Origin of the sequence: Thermaerobacter subterraneus DSM 13965 (assembly GCF_000183545.2) — a bacterium.
GTDB lineage: Bacteria > Bacillota > Sulfobacillia > Thermaerobacterales > Thermaerobacteraceae > Thermaerobacter > Thermaerobacter subterraneus.
The window spans coordinates 117408-136190 of record NZ_JH976536.1; the positions used below are offsets into that span (position 1 = coordinate 117408).

Here is an 18783-nt window from a genome sequence, read left to right on the forward strand (position 1 = left end):
GTGAGCCCCAGGAGGCGGAACACGCCGTGCCCGCCACGCACCGGCGTGAGCTCGGACCGGACGGTACGGGCCGGCCGGCAGGGGGCAGGGGAAGCGGGGCCCGGGGACAGGGCGGCCAAACGCGTCGCCGTGTACTGCCCATCGGGGGGCCGCGCCTCCAACCAGCTCCGACCCGGCCCGCCATGCCACGGGACCGGCCGGCGCTGACGGCCTTCCTGCGGGCCGGCTGCCGCGGCGGCGCCGGTTCCACCCCCCCCGTCCTTGACCCGGCGGGCGCCCCTTGGCTAGACTCGAGCCAGATTGCCGGGCTGGCATGCCGGATCTGGCAGATTCCGGCGGACACCCGACCAGCCGGGGAGGGCGGTAGCGGGCGTCCCGGGGCCTTGCCCCGCCGGGCAGCGGGCGCCGCCGCGAACCGCCGGCGCCGGCCCGCTGCAAGGAGCGTTGCCCGTGCCGGGGCTCTTCGACCCGATCGGAATGCTGGTGGCGGCGCCGGGGCTTTTGCTGGCGCTGGTCCTGCACGAATACGCCCATGCCCGGGTGGCCCACCAGCTGGGCGATCCCACGCCGCGGGCCATGGGCCGCCTGACCCTGGATCCTCTGGCCCACCTGGACCCGGTGGGCACCCTGTTGCTGGTGGTCTTCGGCTTCGGGTGGGCGCGACCCGTCCCCGTCAACCCGTGGCACTTCCGCAACCCGCTGGCCGGCATGGCCCTGGTGGCGGCCGCGGGCCCGCTGACCAACCTGGTCCTGGCCTACCTCACCCTGGTGGCCTGGTATCTCTGGCAGCCTGCGGGACTGGTGGGGGAAGCCGTGACCCACATCGCCGTGATCAACGTCTACCTGGCGGTGTTCAACCTCATCCCCATCCCGCCGCTGGACGGGTCCCGGGTCCTGCGGGCCGTGCTCGGCCGCGGCGGGCACTGGCTGGACGCCCTGGAGTCCTACGGGTGGCTGCTGGTGATCCTGCTGGTGGCCACCGGCGTGCTGGGCGCCGTGCTCCATCCGGCCGCCACCGTAGTGCTGGCGGGGCTATCCCAGGCCGCCGGCACCATCACAGGGGCCCGTTGAGATGCCCGGAGCCGGCCGCCCCCCAGGTCCGGCCCCGGACCGGCAGGGACCGGGCCGGGCGCGGTCCGCGGGCAGGACGTCCCGCGGGTGAGCGGAACCGCGGGCGGGTGGTAGATTCCCTTGCCCGGCCGCTGGACGATCCCGCGGCCGGGCGCCTCTTCCAGGCGGTGCCGCCTGGCGGCCTGTTCGTCCCGGGAGGATCCATCCATGGCTTATACGGTGCGGCTTGACCAGTTCGAGGGGCCGCTGGACCTGTTGCTTCAGCTCATCGAAAAACAGGAGATCGACATCCACGACATCCCCATCGCCCGGATCACAGAGCAGTACCTGGCCCACCTGGACGCCATGCGCCAGCTGGACCTGGAGGTCACCAGCGAGTTCGTGGTGCTGGCCGCCCAGCTCATCGACATCAAGGCGCGCATGCTGCTGCCGCCGGAGCCGCGGGACGGGGACGGCGAGGAGGCCGTCGAGGAAGACCCCCGGGAAGAACTGGTCCGGCGCTTGCTGGAGTACCGCCGGTACAAGGAAGCGGCCCAATACCTGAGCCAGCTGGCCGAAAGCTACGGGGGCCGCTACCCGCGCCTGGCGGAGGCCGTGGCTCCCCTGGCGGGGGACCTGCAGGGTCTGGAAGGGGTGACCCTGGACGACCTGGTCCAGGCCTTCGCCCGCATCCTGGCGTCCATCCGCGAATCGCCCGAGGTGCTGGTGGAGCGGGAGGAGGTCACGGTGGCCCAGCAGATGGAGGCGATCATGGAACTGGTCGCAGCCACCGCGGGTCCCGTGACCTTCCGGGCCTGCTTTTCCGGCCGCGCCCGCCGCATCGAGGTGGTGGTCACCTTCCTGGCCCTGCTGGAGCTCATTCGCCTCGGCCGGGTCCGGGTCCGCCAGGACCGGGCCTTCGGCGAGATCGTCCTGTACCCCGGGCCGGCCGCCGGCCAGCCCCTTGATCCGGAACGGGAGCCTGCGGCGCCGGGCACCAACCCGGCCCATGGCGCCGCGCCGGGGGGGACGCCGGTATGAGCACCGGTCCGGTCCGGGGAGCGGTGGAGGCCCTGCTCTTCGTGGCGGGGGAACCGCTCCCTGCCAGCCGCATGGCCCGCATCCTGGGCGTCAGCGAAGCCGTGGTACGGGAGGCCCTGGAAGAACTGGCCCAGGCCTGCCGCGCGCCCGGGCGGGGCATCGAGCTGGTGGAGGTGGCGGGCGGCTGGCAGCTGGTGACCCGGCCCGAGTACAGCCGCGCCGTGGAGGAGCTGCTGCAGCCGCGGCGCCAAGCCCTTTCCCGGGCCGCCCTGGAGACCCTGGCCATCATCGCCTACCGCCAGCCCGTCACCCGGGCGGAAATCGAGGCCATTCGCGGTGTCCAGTCCGATGCCGGCCTGCGCGCCCTGCTGGAACGGGGGCTGGTGCGTGAGGTGGGGCGCAAGGAGGCCCCCGGCCGGCCCATCCTCTACGGCACCACGCCGCTGTTCCTCCAGCAGTTTGGCCTGCGCGACCTGAGCGAGCTGCCGCCGCCCGGCACCTTCGCAGCGGGCGCCAGCCCGGAGCCGGAGCAGCCCGCCGGCGGCGGGCACGTGGCCACGCTTTCCGGCTCCCCACCGGATGCCGAGCCCCAGCCGGATACGCCACCGGCTCCCCGGGCGGCTTCCTAGGCGGCCCGCGCCTTCCCCGGAAACAGCCGCCTCCTGGCGGGGCCGGCGAGGCCGCGGCCGCCACCGCCAGCGGCGGCCGCGGCCGGCGCCTGGCGGTGCCCGCCCTGCCGGCACCGGGGCGGCAAGGCCGCCGGTGTCCGGTGGCGGGGCCGCGGGCCGCCCGGTGGCGCGGCCCGTGGTCGCCACGGCGGGCGGGTTGCCAGGTGCAGCGCCCGCGGCCCCGGCCTGTGGCCGGCCCGCGGGTTCCGGCCGGACACCGCCCGTTGCCGGACCCTGGTTGCCCATCCGGGATCCGGGCACCCTAGGGGCGGAGGTGCGTCCCGTGCCCCCGCTGGGCAGCTGCCCGCCGTGCCCACCGGCGCCTGGATCCGGCACACCGTATCCGGGGCGGTCCCTGCCGCCCCCTGCCAGCCCTTTCGCCCCCGCTCCCCGGCCCGCCCCGCGGCGGAGGAACCCGGCTGCCCCCGTGCTTCTGCTGGCGCACGCAGCCGGCGGCGCGGCGGCGGCCGGGACCGGCTGGCTGCCCGGGCCTGCCCGCGCGCCCGCCGTTCCGGACGGGCTCCACGGGCGACTGCTGGTGACCCTGGCCGGGCTGGCGCTGGCGGCCAGCCTTCTGGTCATGCTGTTGCGCCGCCCGGTCCTGCCCGTCCGCCTGCGGGGGCGCTGGCATGGTGGCCGCCTCACCCTGACCCTCCAGGTGGGCTGGTCATGGCTTGCCTTCCGCTATCACCTGGCCTGGAGGCCACCCGGCCCCCTTCAGCTCCGCCGGTCCCTGCGCCTGCCGCCGGTGCTGCCCCGCCGCCGGGTGGTGCTGTACCGGCGCCGCCTCATGCCCCGGCCCGCGTGGCCCTGGCCTTTGCCGGAGGCGACGCCGGCCCGCCAGTTCGTGCGGCTCGTCACGGCGGGCCGGTGGCAGCTGCGGCGCCTGATGGTCAAGGCCCGGGCCGGCCTGGCCGATGCGGCCCAAACGGCCTGGCTGGCCGGAACCCTGTGGGTCCTGGCAGCGGCCGCCTCCGCCGCGGCGGCAGGGGTGGCCCCCCGGCGCGCGCCCTCCGCTCCCGACATCCGGGTGGAACCCGCCTTCGGCAGGCCCGAGTGGGCTGTGGATCTGGACTGCATAGCCCTGGTCGCCCCATGGGAGGCTATGAGCGCCGCCCGCGCCCTCCTGGGGGCGCGGCGCCGGGCCCGCACCGCGGGACCGGGCGCCGGAGCGGCCGGACCGGGCGGCGCTGGTGCGGCCCGGTGCGCTGAGGGCCCGGGACCTGGGACGCCACCGGTCCCGCCGCGCCCTGGGGGCGCGGCGGGACCGGCCCAGGCCGGATCATCCGCAGCCCGGGGCGCTCGGGCCATCCTGCCGGGGCCCCTGGGGCGATGAGGGAGGAACGGCGGAGTGAGCCAGCATCCCATCCAGGGCTTGATGCAGACGGCCATGGAAAGCCTCAAGCAGATGGTCGACGTCAACACCGTGGTGGGCGATGCCGTGGAGGCCAAGGACGGCACGGTGATCGTGCCCGTGTCCCGGGTCTCGGTCGGGTTCGTGGCGGGCGGCGGCGAGTACGGCCGCGAACCCCGGCGCACCGAGGCCGGCGGCGCCGCCTGGCCCTTCGCGGGCGGCAGCGGGGCGGGCGTGAGCGTCCAGCCCGTGGGCTTCCTGGTGGTGGGGCAGGGCCGGGTGCGACTGCTGCCCGTGGCCGAGGGGGCCTTCCTGGACCGCATCATCGACGCGGCGCCCGAGGTGCTGGAGCGGGTGCGCCGGTTCTGGGCGGCCCGGGACGGCATGGCCGGCGGGGCGGTGGGGCAGGCCGGTGCCGCCGGGCGGCCCCGGACCGCTGCTGGCGGCGTTGGCACCTGGGGGAACGGCGGGGCCGCGGGGCAGCCGGGGGTGACGGGAACGGCGGGAGCCGCCGGCACGGGAGGGCCCGGCACCGCCACAGGTGGGACCGGAGCCGCCAGCCGGTCCCCGTGGTCCGCCGATGCCATCGGCGACGAGACCGGGGTGCTGGACTAGCCCGCCGCCCGGCGCCGCCAGCGCCCACCAGGAAGGGAGGGACGGCCGGTGCGCAGCCTCTGGCGGGGCGTGATCAGCTTCGGCCTGGTCAACATCCCCGTGCGCATGTACCTGGCGGTGGAGGAACGGGCCGTCCACTTCCGCCAGCTGCACCGCCGCTGCGGGACCCCCATCCGCTACCGCCGCTGGTGCCCGCGCTGCGACGTGGAGGTGCAGCCGGAGGAGCTGGCCAGGGGCTACGAGTACGCCCCCGACCGGTTCGTCCTGATCACCGACGAGGACCTGGCGGGCCTGCCCTTGCCGACGGCGCGGGCCGTGGAGATCCTGGATTTCGTCCACGGCGAGGACATCGACCCCATCTACTTCCAGCGGACGTACTACCTGGAGCCTGCGGAGGGCGGCGAGAAGGCCTACCGCCTTCTCCGGCGGGCCATGGACCTGCGCCGCTGCGTGGCGGTGGCGCGGGTCGCCCTGCGCAACAAGGAAACCCTGGCCTGCCTGCGCACCTACCGCCACCAGGCTCTGGCCCTGGTGGCCATGGCCTACCCCGACGAGATCCGGCCTCTGGAGGCGCTGCCGGCCTTCGCGGCCCTGGGCGCTCCGGAGCCGCTGGCCGCGGGGGGCGATGGCCAGTGGGCGGGGACGGGCCGCCCGGTGACCGGCGGCGGGCCGGTTCACGGCCGTGCGGGCAACAGCCTGCCTCGGGCGTACGGGGACGGCGCCGCCCTGGCCCTGCCCGGTTCCCCGGACGGAGCCGCCGGTGCCGGAACCCCGGGTGACGGCACCCGGCCGGCGGGAGAGCCGGTGGCGGACCGGGAGCTGGAGCTGGCCCTCCACCTGATCGACCGCTTGACGGCCCCCTTCGACCCGGGGCGATACCGCGACCGCTACCGCGAGGCCCTCCTGGCCGTGGTCGAGCGCAAGCTGGCCGGCCGGGAAGAGGTGGTGGCACCGCCCGAACCGGCGCCCGTCCTCGATCTGATGGAAGCCCTGCGGGCCAGCCTGGCGCAGGTGGAAGCCCGGGGTGGCGGAAACGGCCGGGAGGACCGGCCTGACCCGCTCCGGGGCGCTCCCGCTGGTGAACCGGCCTTGCCGGGCGGCGACGGCAGCCCCGGCGGCCCCGGTGCCGTGGCCGCCGCCGGCCGCTCCCGCGGCCCGGTACCGTGGCCCGGCTACGGGCCGGGGGATGCCGGGGCGAAAGATGCCGGGTCCGGCCGTTGATCGCCGCGGAGGAGGGAGTGCGGGTGGCGGCGGGACCGCCCATTCCCCGCAGCTGGGACGAGCTGTGGCAGCCCGGCCGCATCGCGCCCATGCTGGCCCGCCGGGCACCCGGACCCTTCTCCTCGCCCGCCTTCCGGTTCGAGATCAAGTGGGATGGCTACCGGTGCCTGGTGTTTGCCGATCCGCGGTCCGGCACCACCTTCCTGCAGTCCCGTCACGGCTACGACCTGACGCCCTTCTTTCCCGAGCTGGCCGGGCTGCACCGGCTGCTGGCCGCCCCTGCCGTGCTGGACGGCGAGATCGTGGCCCTGGCCGGCGGCCTGCCGTCCTTCGCCGCGCTGCAACGGCGCCTGGGCCGCCCGGCCGGCAGCCGGCGGCCGCCGGGTCCCCTGCCCGCCCTGCTGGTGGCCTTCGACCTCTTGGGGGACGGCGGCCAGGTCCGGCTGCGGGAGCCCCTGGCCGAGCGGCTCCTGCGGCTGGCCCGGCTCGTTCCCGGCGGTGCCGCCCCGGGCCTGGTGCTCTCCCAGGGCGTGGACGAGGCGGGCGAGGCATTCTTCGCCCGGGTGCGGGCCCAGGGCCTGGAGGGGGTGGTGGCCAAGCGGCTGGACAGCCCGTATTTGCCGGGATGGCGCACCGCCTACTGGCAGAAGATCAAGGCCGAGCGGGAGCTGGAGGCGGTGGTGGGGGGCGTGGTCCCCGGCGGCCGCGCCGCCGGGGTCGGCACGCTGCTGCTGGGCCTGTTCGGCCCCGGCGACGCGCTGCATTACGTGGGCCATGTCAGCACGGGTCTCGGCAGCGGGGAGGCCCGATGGCTTCTGGCCCGCCTGCGACCCCGGGCGACCTGCCCCTTCGCCCGCATCCCCGAGCGGACCCGGGGCCAGCCGGTGGTCTGGGTCGAACCGGCCCTGGTCTGCCAGGTGGGCTACCTGGAGTGGACCCCCCAGGGCCACCTGCGGCACCCCGTCTTCCGGCGCTGGCGGGACGACGTGCCCGCCTCCCGGTGCCGCCTCCCCGGCACCCACCCCGCCCGGATGGCCGCCGGGCCCGAGCACGTGCCGGCGGCCGCCGCAGGCCCCGGCCCTGCCGGCGGGGGCGGTCAGGGCGAAGCCGGCGGCCCCGGAGTGGGGGAGGGCGGCGCTCCCCCGGTGCCGGGCTCCCGGCCACGGGATGGGAACCGGCCCCGGCACGGGAACCGGTCACGGGCTGGAGACTGGCCAGGCCAGGGCGCGGATCGCCAAACGGCCGGGCCATGCGCCACAGCCGGTGCGGCCGGCGCCCCCGGCGGGGACGAGGGGCCCCGGCCGGGTTGAGCGGAGGAGGGATGGGGTTGCCCGGCGAGCGCCCGCGGGCTGAGGAGCGGCTCCGGGTCCGGGTGGCGGGCCGGGAGCTGGAACTGTCCCATCTGGACCGGCTGCTCTGGCCCGAGGACGGGCTGACCAAGGCGGACCTGATTGCCTACCTGGTGCAGGTGGCACCGCACCTGCTGCCCCACCTGCGGGACCGCCCGCTGGTCTGCACCCGCTACCCGGACGGCGCGGCGGGGGCGGGGTTCTATCAGAAGGACGCCCCGCCCGGTACACCGTCCTGGGTGCGCACCTGGCCCTACCGGACGCGGGAAGGCCGGGTCATCCGGTTCCTCCTGGTGGACGAACCGGCGACCCTGGCCTGGCTCGGCCAGCAGGCGGCCATCGAGATCCACCCCTGGCTGTCCACCATCCGCCATCCCGACCGCCCCGACTGGGTGGTGTTCGACCTGGATCCCGGGCCCCAAGCCTCCTTCGACCTGGCGGTGGAGGTGGCCTTCTGGGTGCGCCGGGTGCTGGAGGCGCTCGACCTGGAGGGCTTTCCCAAAACCTCGGGTGCCACCGGGCTGCACGTGTTCGTCCCCATCCTTCCGGAGCATCCTTATCCCGTGGTGACGGAGTTCGCCCGGCGGGTGGCGGTCCTGGTGGAGCGGATGCGGCCCGACCGGGTCACCACCGTCCGCGCCGTGGCGAGCCGGCCGCCGGCGGCGGTGTATCTGGACTTCCTGCAGAACGGCCTGGGCAAGACCCTGGTGACGGTCTACGGGCCCCGGCCACGGCCCGGGGCCCCGGTGTCCGTGCCGGTGACCTGGGCGGAGCTGGAGCGGGGGGTCGATCCGGCGGCGTGGAACGTCCGCACGACCCCCGCCCGCCTGGCCCGGGTGGGCGACCTGTGGGCGGCCGCGGCGGCCCGCCGGCGGTCGCTGGCCGCCGCCTGCCGGCGGCTGGGCATGGGCGAAGCGGGAGGCCGCCCCGTACGGGATCCCGGCCCCGTACCGGATCCCGTGGGTCCCGTGGGCACCAGGCCCAGGTAAACCCCCGGCCCGGTGAAGCCCCCGGAAGGAGGTGACGGCCTTGGCCCTGCGATGCTGGCCCGAGCTGCGCCGGTTGTGGGAGCGGAAGGGTGTCCACTACCTGGGTTACCAGGTGGAAGCCGCCCGGCGCGTGGTGGAAGACCTCCAGGGGCGCGCCATCCTGGCCGACGAGGTCGGCCTGGGCAAGACCGTCGAGGCCGGTCTGGTGACCCGGGAGCTGATGGCCCGCCACGGCGTCCGGACCGTGCTGGTGCTGGTCCCGACCCCGCTGGTCAGCCAGTGGGCCGCCGAGTTCCGGGACAAGTTCGACCTCAAACTGGCCGCCAACCCGAGGGGGGCCGCCCTGCGCCAGGCGGAGCGCCTGGTGATCTCCATCGACCTGGCCAAGCGCGACGAGCAGCGCCGGGTGCTGCAGGCCCGGTCCTGGGACCTGGTCATCGTCGACGAGGCCCACAAGCTGAAGAACCGGAACACCCAGGTCCACGCCTTCGTCAGGGGGCTGGAGGCGAAGTACCTGCTCCTGCTGTCGGCCACACCCCTGCAGAACGACCTCACGGAGCTCTACAGCCTGGTCAGCCTGGTCCGGCCGGACCTGTTCGGTTCCTACAGCGAGTTCTGGCGGAACTTTCTTCTGGACAAGCGGACGCCCAAGGATCCCCAGCAGCTCAAGCAGGTGCTGGGGCAGGTGATGATCCGGAACCGCCGGGCCGAGCTGGACCTGCCCTTCCCGGCCCGGGAAGTGGAGCTGGTGGGCCTGGAGCCCTTCCCCGACGAACGGGAGCTCTACCAGGCGGTGCTGCGGGCCGTGCGGGAGGAGTATGCGGAGCGGCGGCTGTACAACGGGACCGTGCTGCCCTTGCTAATGCTCCAGCGGGAGGTCTGCTCCAGCTCCCACGCCCTGCGGGCCACCCTGGACCGGCTGGCCGGCAGCGAGGGGTGGCAGTCGCTGGCCTGGGCGCGGGTGCGGGAGCTGGCCCGCCAGGTGGAGGAAAACCACAAGGCGCTGATGCTAGAGCGGCTGGTCGAGAAGCTGGACGAGCCGGTGGTGGTGTTCACCGAGTTCCGGGCGACCCAGGACTACCTGGCCCGCCGCCTGCGCCGGGCGGGCGTCGAGACGGTGATCTACCACGGCGCCATGGGCGCCTGCGAGCGGGATGCGGCCAAGGCCCGCTTCCGCAAGGGAGCCCGCGTCCTGATCAGCACCGAGTGCGGCGGTCAGGGCCTGAACCTGCAGTTCTGCCGGAACGTGGTGAACTACGACCTGCCCTGGAACCCCATGCGGGTCGAGCAGCGCATCGGCCGGGTCCACCGCCTGGGCCAGGAGGCGGAGACGGTGCGGGTCTTCAACCTCTACGCCCGCCGCACCATCGAGGAGTACATCCTGCGCCTGCTGGACGAGAAGATTAACCTCTTCCGCCAGGTCATCGGCGAGATCGACCTGATCCTGCGCAGCCTGGACCGCGAGAAGTCCATCGAGGCCCGCATCGCCGAGATCACCCTCACCTCCCGCGACGACGCCGAGATGGCCGAGCGCTTCGAGCGCTTCGGCAACGAGCTGGCCGCCTTCATGGAGCGGGTGCGGCACCGCACCCTGGCCTGGATGGGTTCGGGCTGACCCCGCTGGGATGAGGTCCCCCCGGCCCGCATATGGATTGGCGTGACGGTGCTGGTAGGGTCCCGGCGCGCCCCCGGGCACCGGCGGCGCGTACCCCGGTCAGCAAGGGGCACGTTCCCGGGCGCAAGCGGCCGGCCCCGGCAAGGGCGTCACGGGCGAGGGGGGAGCGGCGTGATCGACCTGATCTGGCTCGGCCTGCTGGTGGTGGGGCTGGCCGTGGCGGCGGCCACCGGCCGGGTCGACCAGGTGACCGAAGCCGTGATGTCCTCCTCCCAGGTGGCCGTGGAGACGGTGATCGGCTTCCTCGGCATCACCTCCCTCTGGCTCGGCGTCATGAAGATCGCGGAAGAGGCCGGGCTGGTGGCCGCCCTGGCGCGGTGGCTGGAGCCCCTGCTGCGCCGGCTCTTCCCCGGCATCCCCGCCGGCGACCCGGCCCTGGGCGCCGTGGTGATGAGCATCAGCGCCAACATCCTGGGCGTAGGCCCGGCCGCCACCCCCCTGGGCCTGAAGGCGATGCAGGAGCTGCAGCGGATCAACCCCCACAAGCACGCCGCCTCCGACGCCATGGTCACCTTCCTGGCCATGACCACCTCAGGCATCACCCTGATCCCGGCCACGGTCATCGCCGTGCGGGCCGCCGCCGGCTCGGCCCACCCCGCGGAGATCGTCGGGCCGACCCTGGTGGCCAGCACGGTGGCCACCTGTGTGGCGCTGCTGGCCGACCGCCTGCTGCGCCCCCTGGCGCCCGTGCCGCCCCCGCCGCCCGGCCGGGAAGAACCGGCCGGGCCGCTCCAGGAGCCGCCCGCTGCACCAGGTCACGGCCCGGAGGCCGCAGCCGGCCGCGCGGGCACCGGCGCCGTCCCGGCAGGTCACCGGCCACCGGGCACCGCGGCACCGGACGCCCGGGAACAGGATCCGGCATCCGAGCCGCCCCGGCGGCGGGGGAGCCGGCCTGCGCGGCCCCGTGCCACTCCGTCCGGCCGGCGGGCCGGGTGAGCCCGGGGACGCCGGAGGGAAGGGCATGTTCTGGGACGCCCTGCAGTTCATCTCCATCTGGTCGATTCCCGCCATGCTGGTGGGCATCCCCGCCTATGGCTACCTGCGCGGGGTGCGGGTCTACGAGGCCTTCGTGGAAGGCGCCAAGGACGGGTTCTGGATCGGCGTGCAGATCATCCCTTACCTGGTGGCGATCCTGGCGGCCATCACCGCCTTCCGCGAATCGGGCGCCATGGACCTCCTGGTGGGGTTGGCCGAGCCCGTGCTGCGCCCCCTGGGGATGCCCGGCGAGGTGCTGCCCCTGGCGCTGATCCGGCCCCTTTCCGGCGGCGGGGCCTTCGGGGTGATGGCCGACCTGGTGCGCCAGCACGGCCCCGATTCCCTCGTCGGCCGCATGGCGACGGTGATGCAGGGCAGCACCGACACCACCTTCTACATCCTCACGGTGTACTTCGGCTCCGTGGGCATCCGCGCCTCGCGCCACGCCCTGCCCGTCGGCCTGATCGCCGACGCCGCGGGCATCCTCGCCTCCGTCCTGCTGGTCCGCGCCCTGTTCGCCTAGTGCCCGGACCGGGCCGCCGGCCGGGGCCGGGCTCCTCCACCCGGGACCCGGCCCGGCGCCTCGCCACCGTGGACGACCCTGGCAAACCGGGCCAATATAAAGGGGAGAGCGGAAGGAGGGTCCGTCGTGTCCTTCGAACGGCGGCTGGAAGAACTGGGCCTCCAGCTCCCCCCGGTGGCCCCGCCGGTGGCCGCCTACGTCCCGGGGGTTCTGCAGGACGGCTGGCTCTACGTCTCCGGACAACTGCCCCTGAAGGAGGGGCAGGTGGTGTATCGCGGCAAGGTGGGGCGCGAGGTCAGCCCGGAAGACGGCTACCAGGCGGCCCGCCTGTGTGCCCTCAACATCCTGGCGGTGGTGCGGTCGATCACGGGTTCCCTGGACCGGGTCCGCCAGGTGGTGAAGGTGGTCGGCTTCGTCAACAGCGCGCCCGGGTTCGCGGGCCAGCCCCAGGTGGTGAACGGCGCCTCCGAGCTGTTGGGCCAGGTCTTCGGCGAGCAGGGGCGCCATGCCCGCTCCGCCGTGGGCGTGGCGGAACTCCCCCTGGATGCCGCCGTGGAAGTCGAAGCCATCTTCCGCGTGGAGGGCTGATCCGTGCCCGCCGAGCGGTTGCAGAAGATCCTGTCCCGGGCGGGCGTCGCCTCGCGGCGGCAGGTGGAGGCGTGGATTGCCGCCGGTCGCCTCACCGTCAACGGCCGGCCGGCCGTCCTGGGTACCCGCGCCGACCCGGCCCGGGACGTCATCGCCCTGGACGGCCGCCCACTGGCCGGCCTGGCAGAGCGACTGTCCCGCAAGCGCTACGTCCTCTTTCACAAGCCGCGGGGTATGGTGACCACCCTGCGGGATCCCCAGGGCCGGCCCAACGTGGGCGACTTCTGCCGGCGTCACGGGCTTCAGGGCTTGCACCCCGTGGGCCGGCTGGACTTCGACAGCGAGGGCCTGCTGCTGCTCACCGACGACGGCGAGCTCACCTTCGCCTTGACCCACCCGCGCCATGAGGTGGACAAGGTCTACCACGTACTGGTGCGCGGCGACCTGGACCCTGCCCGCCTGCGCCGGCTGCGCGACGGGGTGCTGCTGGACGACGGCCCCGCCCGCGCCCGTATCGCCCGCGTGCTGCGCCCCCGCCCCGGCGGCGGCTGGGTCGAGGTGGTCCTGCGGGAGGGGCGCAAGCGGCAGGTGCGGCGCATGTGCCAGGCGGTGGGCTGGCAGGTGGTGCGGCTGGTGCGGGTGGCCGTGGGCCCCCTGCGGCTGGGCCGCCTGGCGGCGGGGGCGTGGCGTCCCCTGTCGCGGCAGGAGGTGGAGTCCCTGCGCGTGGCGGCGGGGCTGCCGCCCCGGCCGGACGAACCGGCTCCCCGCCACCGGCAAGCAGGGGAAGGGCGGCCGGCCCGCGGGCCGGCGTGGGGGCGAAGGGTGCCCGCCGGCCTGGCGGGGCGACCCCCTGGGCCCGCCCGGCCCGGGGCCGCTGCCCGCCGCGTCTCCGAAGGACCTGCCCTGCAGGGACAGGGTCCGCGGGGCAGGGTGTCCCGGCCCCCGTCAGGGCGCAACAGGAGGAGGAAGGCGAACCATGAGGGATAGCGAGCGGCTGCCCGGGAGGCCGGAGGGGGCCCTTCCCGGCCAGGACGGCCACCACGGCGGGGGACTGGGCGCCGGGGCCCCGTGGCCGGCCGCCGGCGACGGAGGGCGGCCCGGGGCCGCACCTGGGCCGGCGGCCGGGCGGCCCGCGGCCGGTGGCGACCCGGCGACCCCGGGGGCGGCCCCGGGTGCCTTCCTGGTGGATTCCTTCCGGGCCCTTCAGGCGGTACGGCCCGCACCGGACCGGCTCCACTCGGCGACCCACGAGGAGATCCGCAGCGGCGCCACCACCGACGTGTACTTCGTCAAGACCTACGAGGTCCTGCGGCACCTGGGCGCGCTCGACACCCCCGTCACCGCGGACATCTTCGCGAACCGGCCCGGCATCCTCTGCGGGGTGGAGGAGGCCCTGCAGCTGTTGCAAGGGTTGCCGGTGGCGGTCTGGGCCGTGGACGAGGGGCGCCCCGTGGAGGCCGGCCAGGTGGTGATGCGGATCCAGGGGCCATACGGCGCCTTCGGCCTCTATGAGACGGCGCTGCTCGGCATGCTGGCGTCGGCCACCGGCTGGGCCACCGCCGCCCGCCGCATCAAGGACGTGGCCGGCGATGCCCCCGTGATCTGCTTCGGTGCGCGCCACGTGCATCCCGCCGTCGCTCCGGTGATGGAACGAGCGGCCCTGGTGGGCGGCATGGACGGCGCCAGCTGCATCCTGGGGGCCCGCCTCGCCGGCAGGGACCCGGCCGGGACCCTGCCCCACGCCGTCATGCTGATCGCAGGCGACACCCTGGTGGTGGCCCAGGCCGCCGACCGGGTCTTCCCGCCCGAGGAGCGGCGAGTGGTGCTGGTGGACACCTTCCAGGACGAGGCGGTGGAAGCGGTGCGGGTGGCCGCGGCCCTGGGCCGGCGCCTGGCGGCGGTCCGGCTGGACACGCCCTCGGAACGCGGCGGTGTGACGCCGGGTCTGGTGCGCGAGGTGAAGGCCCGCCTGGCCCAGGCGGGGTTCGGCCACGTCCAGGTCATCGTATCCGGAGGCATCACCCCCGACCGCATCCCGCCCCTGCGGGAGGCCGGGGCCGATGCCTTCGGCGTGGGAAGTTACGTGTCCGCGGCCCCTCCGGTGGACATGACCATGGACATCAAAGAGGTGGCGGGCCGGCCCGTGGCCAAGCGGGGCCGCATCCCCGGCGCCGCACCCGATCCGCGGCTGCGCCGGCGCCTCTGACCCGCGGCCGATTCCGGTCCCGCGGCCGCATTGAAACCCTGGCCCAAGAGGCATACAGTGAAGTTGGATAGTGAAGTTGGATCCCGTACGCAGCGCCCGTTTGCAGGATCCAGCAGCTGACCACCGGGCAGGACCGGTCCGGACCGGAGACCGGTCCCCAGCCCGGGCGGCGATGCCCGGCGACGGGGAAGCCCAGTCTGAAGAAGCAGAAGGCGCAACCCCTCGCGAAGCCGGATCTCGCGCAGGGCGGCTGTTGTCCCGCAGGTCGATGGCTGCGCCAGGCCCTGGCAGCCGGGGTACAAAATGGCCCGGGTGCGGGCCGGCGAGAAGCAGGCATTGGCCGCGTCCATGCGGAACCTTCCTCCCGGTGGGGACGGTTCGCCGGAACGATCCGTGGTACCGCGGTTGGCGGGAGTTCGCGGGTTCATCATGAGCCCGTATGTGAACGATGTCACAAAGTAGCGGCCGTCCCCGGGCCGCTCCTGCAGCGGCCGGCCGGAAGCGAAGCCCCGCGCGCCGTGCCGCCCCGAGGCCAGCCGGCGCGGGAAGGATGGTGGAAGCATGCACATGGTGGTCTGCCTCAAGCAGGTGCCCGACAGTTCGGAGATGCGCATCAACCCGAAGACCGGCACGCTGGTGCGCCAGGGCGTGACCTCGATCATCAACCCGTATGACGTCCACGCCCTGGAGGCGGCGTTGCAGATCAAGGACCAGTGGGGCGGCCAGGTCACGGTGGTCAGCATGGGACCGCCCTTTTTCGAGCAGTCCCTCAAGGAGGCCGTCGCCGTCGGGGCGGACCGTACGGTGCTGGTCAGCGACCGCGCCATGGCCGGCGCGGACACCTTCGCCACCAGCCGGGTGCTGGCCGAGGCGATCCGGCGCATCGAGCAGGAGTTCGGCCCGGTCGACCTGATCTTCTGCGGGCGGCAGACCATCGACGGCGACACGGGCCAGGTGGGGCCGGGCATCGCTGCCCGCCTGGACATCCCCGTGCTCACCTACGTCATCCGGATCCGCGAGGTGAACCCCGAGGGCCGGTACATCGTGGTGGAGCGCAAGGTGGAGGGCGGCCGGCAGGTGGTCCGTTCCGCCCTGCCCGCCCTGCTGACGGTCGAGAAGGAGCTCAACGAGCTGCGCTACGCCTCGCTTCCGGGCATGCTCCGCGCCGCCCGGCACAAGCCCATCGTGTGGAACCGGGAGACCCTGGGGCTGGAGCGGACCGAGGTCGGCCTGCTGGGCTCCCCCACCATCGTGGCCCGGTCCTTCACGCCGCCCGAACGGAAGCGCGAGACGGTGCTGATCGACGGTAGCGACCCGGAGCGGGCCGCCCGGGAGCTGGCCGACCGGCTGCTGGCGCACCCCACCTTCCGCAAGGCGGTGGTCGACGCGCGGCGCACCGCCAGGATGGCGGAGGCCATGGCGGCCGGGACGGGTGCCGGTGCCGGTTCGTCCCGGGGACAGTGACGGCCGCGCCAGGGAGGGGAGGACGACCGTGAGCGAGGAAGTCTTGCTGAAGCAGGAAGGGACCGGCGGCCAGGGAGTCGCCGCGGGCGGCGGGCAGGCCGGGGCCCGGCCGGGCGGGGCCGTCCTGGAGGGCGCCGGTGGCGCCGCCGCCGAGGCGGCGGCGGGGCGGGACGGCAGCCCTGCCGCATCCGCCCGGAAGAAGGCCGCCGCGGCCCGGGGTGCCGGCGAGACACCCGACTTGGAGTCCTACCGCGGGGTGGGCATCTTCATCGAGCAGCACGGCGGCCAGGCCGCGCCGGTCGCCTGGGAACTGGCCGGCATCGGGCGGAAGCTGGCGGATAAGCTGGGCGTGGAACTCATCGGCTTCGTGGCCGGCCACCAGGTGGAGGCGGTGGCCCAGGAGGCGGTGGAACGCGGCTGCGACCGGGTTCTCGTCATGGACCACCCCGCCCTGGGGGTCTACCGCAACGAGGCCTACGCCCGGGTGCTCACGCCGGTGATCCGGGAGGTGAAACCCGAGATCTTCCTGCTGGGCGCCACCACCACCGGCCGCGACCTGGCCGGCACCATCGCCACCACCCTCCAGACGGGGCTGACGGCGGACTGCACCCAGCTGGACGTAGACCCCGAGACGCGCCTTTTGGATGCCATCCGGCCGGCCTTCCTGGAGAAGCAGCTGGCGGTGATCCTCTGCAAGAAGCACCGGCCCCAGATGGCCACCGTGCGGCCCAAGATGATGGAGCCGGCACCGCGCCAGCCCGGCCGCCAGGGGGAGATCGTCAGGGTACCGGTCGACCTGGACGAGAGTACCCTGCGCACCCGCGTCCTGGGCGTCATCGACGAGCCCGACCCGCAGGCCCAGCTGGAGCGGGCGGATGTGGTGGTCGCCGGCGGCCGCGGCCTGCAGGACCCCAAGAACCTCAAGCTGCTCTTCGACTTCGCCCAGGTGGTGGGCGGCGTGGTGGGCGCCTCCCGGGCCATCGTGGATGCGGGCTGGATCGGCCGCGAGCACCAGGTGGGCCAGACGGGCCTGACCGTCCGGCCCAAGGTCTACTTCGCCTTCGGCATCTCGGGCGCCATCCAGCATACCGTCGGCATGGAGAACTCCGAGCTCATCGTCGCCGTGAACAAGGATCCGGACGCGCCGATCTTCAAGGTGGCCGACCTGGGCGTGGTGGGAGACCTCTTCGCCGTCGTCCCTGCCCTTCAGGCGGAGCTGGCCCGCCGCCTGGATGCCCTGCTGGCGGAGGAACCCGAGGCCGGTGGCTCGACCGGCGGCCAGGAAGACGGGGAAAGCCAGGGCGCGGCGGCGGCAGCCCGGGCCGGCGCCTGACGGAGGGATGGCTGTGGCAGAGCGCTTTGACGTCGTGATCGTGGGCGCCGGTCCCGCCGGCCTGTCGGCGGGCCTGGTGCTGGCCCGGGGCGGCGCCCGGGTGCTGATCCTGGAGCGGGGGGAGTACCCCGGATCCAAGAACGTCATGGGCGGCGTGCTCTACCGGCACCAGCTGGACGAGCTCCTGCCCGGAGCCTGGCGGGAGGCGCCCGTCGAGCGCACCATCGTCGAGCAGAACTACTGGCTGCTCACGCCGGACTCGGCGGTGACCTTCGGCTACCGCACGCCCCGCTGGGCGGACGACCCGCCCAACAACTTCACCGTGCTGAGGGCCAAGTTCGACCCCTGGTTTGCGAAGAAGGTGGAGGAAGCGGGTGCCACCCTCATCACCCGGACCAACGTGGTCGACCTGATCCACGATGACCGCGGCCGGGTGGTGGGCGTGGTGGCCGGCCGCCCGGAGGGCGAAGTGTACGCCGACGTGGTGATCCTGGCGGAAGGCGTCAACAACCTGCTGACCCAGAAGGCCGGCCTTCACGACGACTGGGCGATGAACGAGGCCGCGCTGGCGGTCAAGGAAGTCATCGAACTGCCCCGGGAGAAGATCGAGGACCGCTTCGGCCTGGAACCCGGGCAGGGCGCCACGGTGGAGATGCTGGGCGACGCCACGGCCGGCATGCTGGGGATGGGCTTCCTCTATACAAACAAGGAATCGGTGTCCTTCGGCGTCGGCGTGCTGGTCAAGCACCTGGTCTACAGCCAGATGAACCCCAACCAGCTGCTGGAGCGGCTCAAGCAGCACCCCAAGGTCCGCAAGCTGATCGAAGGCGGCAAGGTGATCGAGTACTCGGCCAAGCTGATCCCCGAGGGCGGCTACAAGGCCATCCCCCGCCTGTTCAAGGACGGCCTGATGGTGGTCGGGGACGCGGCCGGGCTGACCAACGCCATCCACCGCGAGGGATCCAACCTGGCCATGACCTCCGGCCGCATCGCCGGCGAGGTGGCCCTGGAGGCCCTGGCGGAGGGCGACAGTTCCACCCGGGTCCTCTGCCGGTACCAGCAGCGGCTGGAAGAGACCTACGTCCTCAAGGACCTGCGGAAGTACAACTACGCCAACGAGTTCTTCGACGAGAACCCGCAGTTCCTGCGGCAATATCCCGAGCTGCTGAGCCAGGTGATGCGGGAGTTCTTCACCGTCGACAGCACGCCCAAATGGGATAAGCAGGCCAAGATCCTGCGCATGGTGCGCCGCCAGCGCCCGCTGTGGCGCATCGCCTATGACCTCTATTCCATGTGGAGGGCGATCGGATGAGCGCGCGGGCTGCGGCCGCTGCGGCGGCCCCCATGGACACGGAAGCCCCCGAGGCCGCCGGCGGGCAGGCGCCGGCCGGCGTGCGGCCGATGACGATTCAGGAGAAGCTGTACCTGGACCGCTTCAACGCCGACAAGCAGTCGCACCTGTTCATCATCGACCCGGACGTGTGCCTGAACAAGTGCCCGGAGCAGTACTGCACCAAGTTCTGCCCGGCCCACGTCTACGAGTGGGACGACGAGGCGCAGAAGATCCTGGTCGGTTACGAGGGGTGCGTGGAGTGCGGCACCTGCCGCATCGGCTGCCCCTTCCGCAACATCAAGTGGCTCAACCCCCGGGGCGGCTACGGGGTCCAGTATCGCCAGGGCTGAAGGCCGGGCCGGCCCGCGGGGACAGGTGCGGACCGGCCGCGCCGGCGGG

Annotated in this window: 18 protein-coding genes; all 18 read left to right on the forward strand. The window is 74.1% G+C overall.

The genetic code is table 11. The annotated features are described in order from the left end of the window. Window positions 1–450: 450 nt before the first annotated feature. The 18 genes from THESUDRAFT_RS10730 (at window position 451) to THESUDRAFT_RS10820 (ending at window position 18734) form a co-directional block, all read left to right on the forward strand. The gene (locus THESUDRAFT_RS10730) at window positions 451–1071 is read left to right on the forward strand and encodes a site-2 protease family protein (RefSeq protein ID WP_006904814.1); all 621 of its coding nucleotides are present in this window, start codon (window positions 451–453) and stop codon (window positions 1069–1071) included. A 207-nt stretch (window positions 1072–1278) separates the two neighbouring features. Beyond that, complete coding sequence (locus THESUDRAFT_RS10735) at window positions 1279–2091, forward strand: segregation and condensation protein A (protein ID WP_006904815.1); 813 nt, start codon at window positions 1279–1281, stop codon at window positions 2089–2091. Beyond that, entirely contained in the window at window positions 2088–2720 is a 633-nt protein-coding gene (gene scpB / locus THESUDRAFT_RS10740; protein ID WP_006904816.1) for an SMC-Scp complex subunit ScpB, read from the forward strand. The genes THESUDRAFT_RS10735 and scpB overlap by 4 nt, the downstream gene beginning before the upstream one ends. A gap of 466 nt (window positions 2721–3186) precedes the next feature. After that, a complete protein-coding gene (locus THESUDRAFT_RS10745) occupies window positions 3187–4095 on the forward strand; it encodes a hypothetical protein (RefSeq protein WP_040827643.1) in 909 nt (302 codons plus the stop codon). Between the two features lie 15 nt (window positions 4096–4110). After that, entirely contained in the window at window positions 4111–4728 is a 618-nt protein-coding gene (gene ytfJ, locus THESUDRAFT_RS15200; RefSeq protein ID WP_006904818.1) for a GerW family sporulation protein, read from the forward strand. Window positions 4729–4776: 48 nt separating this feature from the next. Beyond that, window positions 4777–5949: a non-homologous end joining protein Ku gene (gene ku / locus THESUDRAFT_RS10755; RefSeq protein WP_006904819.1), complete on the forward strand. Its 1173-nt coding sequence runs from the start codon at window positions 4777–4779 to the stop codon at window positions 5947–5949. Between the two features lie 23 nt (window positions 5950–5972). Then, entirely contained in the window at window positions 5973–7259 is a 1287-nt protein-coding gene (locus THESUDRAFT_RS10760) for an ATP-dependent DNA ligase (RefSeq protein ID WP_278199633.1), read from the forward strand. An 11-nt stretch (window positions 7260–7270) separates the two neighbouring features. Beyond that, the gene (gene ligD / locus THESUDRAFT_RS10765) at window positions 7271–8287 is read left to right on the forward strand and encodes a non-homologous end-joining DNA ligase (protein WP_040827645.1); all 1017 of its coding nucleotides are present in this window, start codon (window positions 7271–7273) and stop codon (window positions 8285–8287) included. 31 nt (window positions 8288–8318) lie between these two features. Continuing rightward, window positions 8319–9902, forward strand: a complete 1584-nt coding sequence (locus THESUDRAFT_RS10770) for a DEAD/DEAH box helicase (protein ID WP_242823403.1) — start codon at window positions 8319–8321, stop codon at window positions 9900–9902. A 171-nt stretch (window positions 9903–10073) separates the two neighbouring features. Next, window positions 10074–10898: a nucleoside recognition domain-containing protein gene (locus tag THESUDRAFT_RS10775; protein WP_006904823.1), complete on the forward strand. Its 825-nt coding sequence runs from the start codon at window positions 10074–10076 to the stop codon at window positions 10896–10898. Window positions 10899–10923: 25 nt separating this feature from the next. Then, entirely contained in the window at window positions 10924–11460 is a 537-nt protein-coding gene (locus THESUDRAFT_RS10780; RefSeq protein WP_006904824.1) for a spore maturation protein, read from the forward strand. 126 nt (window positions 11461–11586) lie between these two features. Continuing rightward, window positions 11587–12048, forward strand: a complete 462-nt coding sequence (locus tag THESUDRAFT_RS10785) for a RidA family protein (protein WP_006904825.1) — start codon at window positions 11587–11589, stop codon at window positions 12046–12048. 3 nt (window positions 12049–12051) lie between these two features. Then, window positions 12052–13035, forward strand: coding sequence for a pseudouridine synthase (locus THESUDRAFT_RS10790; RefSeq protein WP_006904826.1), 984 nt, complete (start codon window positions 12052–12054; stop codon window positions 13033–13035). Then, on the forward strand, window positions 13025–14254 hold the full coding sequence (locus THESUDRAFT_RS10795) for a nicotinate phosphoribosyltransferase (protein ID WP_006904827.1): 1230 nt from the start codon (window positions 13025–13027) through the stop codon (window positions 14252–14254). Before THESUDRAFT_RS10790 ends, THESUDRAFT_RS10795 begins: the two co-directional genes overlap by 11 nt. A gap of 561 nt (window positions 14255–14815) precedes the next feature. Continuing rightward, window positions 14816–15718 carry an electron transfer flavoprotein subunit beta/FixA family protein gene (locus tag THESUDRAFT_RS10805; protein ID WP_040827649.1) on the forward strand — a complete coding sequence of 301 codons (903 nt, stop codon included), beginning with the start codon at window positions 14816–14818 and terminating at the stop codon, window positions 15716–15718. 28 nt (window positions 15719–15746) lie between these two features. Next, window positions 15747–17051, forward strand: coding sequence for an electron transfer flavoprotein subunit alpha/FixB family protein (locus tag THESUDRAFT_RS10810; RefSeq protein ID WP_006904829.1), 1305 nt, complete (start codon window positions 15747–15749; stop codon window positions 17049–17051). Window positions 17052–17064: 13 nt separating this feature from the next. Continuing rightward, the gene (locus THESUDRAFT_RS10815) at window positions 17065–18363 is read left to right on the forward strand and encodes an FAD-dependent oxidoreductase (RefSeq protein WP_006904830.1); all 1299 of its coding nucleotides are present in this window, start codon (window positions 17065–17067) and stop codon (window positions 18361–18363) included. Window positions 18364–18452: 89 nt separating this feature from the next. Continuing rightward, window positions 18453–18734: a ferredoxin family protein gene (locus THESUDRAFT_RS10820; protein ID WP_040827764.1), complete on the forward strand. Its 282-nt coding sequence runs from the start codon at window positions 18453–18455 to the stop codon at window positions 18732–18734. Window positions 18735–18783: the final 49 nt, after the last annotated feature.